A 4,010-nucleotide genomic window follows, 5' to 3' on the forward strand; every position below is an offset into this window, starting at 1 on the left:
CCGGCGCTTCTTAGTGTTTCGTACGTTTCGTATCGGAACGGTGTGCAGTTTAGCAAAACTTCCAAACGATGCAAGCAGTTTTTTTAAAAAAACTGCTAAAAACTCATAAAATCAATCCGTTTGATGATAATTCAACCGCTTTGATCACTGCGCGAGCTTTTATTTGGGTTTCATTCCATTCTGATTCAGGATTTGAGTCAGCAACTAAGCCTGCTCCAGCCTGTACATACACTTTTTTATCACGGATTACACACGTACGGATTGCAATCGACATATCCATTTCACCATGCCATCCTAAATATCCCACTGCCCCACCAAAAACACCTCTTTTTACAGGCTCTACTTCATCAATAATTTCCATTGCACGAATTTTTGGTGCGCCAGACAAAGTACCTGCTGGGAAAGTTGCCTTAAATACGTCTAGTGCATCGATATCATCACGCACTTCACCTTGTACATTTGAAACAATGTGCATGACATGCGAATAGCGCTCAATGACCATCTGATCAGTCACTTTGACTTTACCAATTTTAGAAACTCGCCCAACATCATTTCGACCAAGATCAATCAACATTAAATGCTCTGCGATTTCTTTCTCATCAGAGAGTAAGTCTTTTTCTAAAGCGATATCTTCTTCTTTAGTTTTTCCGCGTGGTCTCGTACCAGCCAACGGGCGAACTGTCGCAATACCATTTTCAAGACGAGAGAGAATTTCAGGTGATGACCCTACAATATGGAATGGTTTTTTATCCGTAATTGTTTGACCTTGTACTAAGAACAAATAAGGCGAAGGGTTTAAATGACGTAAAGCACGGTAAACCTGTAAAGCCTCTCCATCAAAGTCGGAAACCATACGTTGACCAGGAACAACCTGCATAACATCGCCCGCACGGATGTATTCTTTAACCTTTTCTATGGTCTCAAGAAATTTCGCTTTACCTGTAATCGATTCAAAATGTGGGGGTGTATGCGGCTTAGCTTGCAAACTAACTGGTGTAGCCAACAACTGTTCCAATTGATCTAACTTTTGCTGCGCATCTTCATAAGCATTTGGCTGTGCTGTATCGGCATGAACAATTAAAAACAGAGTATCTTTAAGGTTATCAAAGACAATGACCGTTTTTGATAGCATTAACCACAAATCCGGCAATGTAATTGGATCAGCCGCAGGAACATTTTTTAAACGTGGCTCTATGTAGCGAACTGCATCATAACCTAAATAACCAACCAGCCCGCCCGTAAAACTTGGCAAGTCTGGTAAAAGCTCAGCTGGTGGAACTGTAAATTGCTTCTGGAATTCACGAATATATTCAAATGGATCTAGACAATCTTCTTGTGTGACCGAACCATCAGCATGCTGTATAGATAAAACGCCAGCATTACATGAAAAAACTGTCGACTCACCTAAACCAATCATGGAGTAGCGCGCCCAGTTTTCACCACCTTCAACCGACTCAAATAAATAAGCTTGTTTTTGCTCCTTAAAACGAGCAAAAACAGATAAAGGTGTTTCCGTATCTGCCAAACGCTGACGATAAACTGGAATAGTGTTGTAACCTGATGCTTTAAGCTGTTCGAATTGCGCTAAAGTAGTCATGAATTTTTCTCTAATATGGTTTCGATTTAAAAGTGTGTTTTTCTAGTTTCGATTTAGACACGCCATCGAAAAACCATACGCTTATTCATGCTGATCTCCATTTCACTCATTAGATAATTAACTCAGCCAAACTATCAACCACTTGCTGAGGTTTGCAATCATAGATATTTTCTCCATGATTATAGCCATAGCTAACCACAATACAATCAATTCCCGCACGACGCGCAGCCTCAATATCATTACTTGAATCGCCAATCATTAATGATTGTGACGCAGATATTTTTAGACTTTGCATGCAATGCAACAAAGGTAATGGATGTGGCTTTCTCTCTGGCAAGCTATCGCCTCCAAGTACAACTTGAAAATAAGAAGAAAGTTCTAATGCATCAAGTAACCCTTGAGCAAGTTGCACAGGCTTATTGGTAACACATGCCATATGTATATTCAAAGTTTTACAATGCTTTAAAAACTCAGTTACACCAGGATAAATTTGAGTATTCACACAAAGTTCAGCACCGTATATGTCAACAAATTTCTGCAAGAGAACTTTATGCTGTTCAGCATCTAATTTTCCAAAAATATGTAAAAGAACACTTTCACAAAGTTTTGAAGCTCCCTTACCCACCCATTCTCGAATCTGAGCTTCTGTTACCAAAGGCCAACCGAGCGCTTCTAAACTTAAATTCATAGACCGATACAAATCAGCAGCAGAATCAACCAGTGTTCCATCTAGATCAAATAAAATTAAATCGCGCTTACTTAGGTGTGCAACAGACATCTTTTTCTTCTCAAAATTAAAAAGGCATGCTTTTAGCATGCCTTGATTGTAAAAGCAGCAACGGATTATTTAAAGAACAACCATGCCAATAAAGCTAAAATTACTAAAATAATAATAGTGATTAAACCAACTGAGGCATTTTTCTGTTGCTCTTTTTCTTCAGCAACACGAGAAACAGGCTCCTCAAAGGCAACAGGTGATGGTTGTTTTACATTGACATCCACACCCTCTGGAATAGGTGCAGGCTTTGGTATAGAAACATTCTGTGGCATACCATCACGACGAACTTCTGTTTCTGCAGCACGCTCTGCAAGACTTGGCATTCCTTGATCACTTAAGTCTTGTGTTAGTGCAGCAGTTTGCGCTGGTTCTGCTTCGATTTCGGGTAAATCTAATATTTCTTTCGCAGGCGATAATACAGAAAATTTAAAGCTAGCAAATTGAACAATATCACCATCATGCAGCTGTTTTTCTTGCTCAATACGAATATCGTTTATGAATGTACCATTTGATGAATTAAGGTCTTGCACCCATAGCAATTGATCTTTTAAAAGCAATGCAGCGTGGCGACGTGAAATTTCAGCGGCTTGCAACAATACATCAGCATCTTGATGGCGCCCGACTAACATATCACGATCAACACTAATTTCTTGGCCAGTAATTTCGCCAGTAATTGCTTGTAATTTCCAAGTCATGCGTATGTCCTATTCATTTTTTATCAATCATAACATGCTACTACGGTGCTGTGCTTGGACGCAGTGTCGTTGTTGTTACGGTATTTTTAGTACGATTAACTTCAGGTTCAGGCAACTGTAATGTTTGTCTTTGAACCGATGGCTCTACAGCTACAGGTGTTGTTACGGTCGAGCTTTTGCCACCTGAAGGAACCTGCTGATAATTTTTTGGCTGAGAGGTAATGTTTGGCGGAGTCATTTTTTGATTATAGACATCATCAACCTGTTCAGGCAATTTGGCAAAGTTGCCATTTCTATCCATCGCCAATTGCAAGCTGTAAAGCTGGTTGTAGCGCTGCTGCGACAAACGGCGCACATCATTCGCATCACCCACAATTGTTGGATGAATAAAAACAAGAAGATTACGCTTCGTATTACTTCTACTGTCTGATCGGAATAATCTACCTACATATGGAATACTGCTTAACCCAGGAATACCTTGACGACTCAGCTCAACATCATCAGACACCAAACCACCTAAAACAACTGTTTGTCCATGTTCGGCCAATACAGCAGTTTTAATCGCACGTTTATTGGTAATTAAATCGGCAGCTTGCCCTTTACTAGTCTGAACATTCGAAACTTCTTGCTCTACTTCAAGACGGACCGTACCGCCTTCACCAATATGTGGAACAACTTTTAATGTCACACCCACATCTTTACGTTCAACAGTTGTATATGGATTGATACCTGTACTATTCGTAGTGACCGAACCTGTTACAAATGGAACGTTCTGACCAACAACGATATAAGCCTCTTCATTATCCATCGTCACAATAGATGGGGTCGACAATAAGTTTGATTTAGTGTTGCTTTTGAGAGCTTGAATCAAGGCACCGTAAGCCTTACGGGAATTCTCAAAATTACCCAAGGCCAAAGTTGCACCGTTACCTTTATTAGC

General features: G+C 40.0%; 3 protein-coding genes and 1 pseudogene. All 4 read right to left on the reverse strand.

Annotated elements, in window-relative coordinates; translation table 11 throughout:
- Positions 1-103: 103 nt before the first annotated feature.
- Complete coding sequence (trpE, locus tag UC75_RS16985; protein ID WP_049838262.1) at positions 104-1,597, reverse strand: anthranilate synthase component I; 1,494 nt, start codon at positions 1,595-1,597, stop codon at positions 104-106.
- A 109-nt stretch (positions 1,598-1,706) separates the two neighbouring features.
- Positions 1,707-2,375, reverse strand: a complete 669-nt coding sequence (locus tag UC75_RS16990) for a phosphoglycolate phosphatase (protein ID WP_049838263.1) — start codon at positions 2,373-2,375, stop codon at positions 1,707-1,709.
- A 65-nt stretch (positions 2,376-2,440) separates the two neighbouring features.
- Complete coding sequence (locus UC75_RS16995) at positions 2,441-3,070, reverse strand: FHA domain-containing protein (RefSeq protein ID WP_049838264.1); 630 nt, start codon at positions 3,068-3,070, stop codon at positions 2,441-2,443.
- A gap of 40 nt (positions 3,071-3,110) precedes the next feature.
- Positions 3,111-4,010 (reverse strand): annotated as a pseudogene (locus UC75_RS22225) (type II secretion system protein GspD); the annotation flags it as partial.

The organism is Acinetobacter sp. V2, from assembly GCF_001188385.1.
In the GTDB taxonomy this organism is placed as follows: domain Bacteria; phylum Pseudomonadota; class Gammaproteobacteria; order Pseudomonadales; family Moraxellaceae; genus Acinetobacter; species Acinetobacter oleivorans.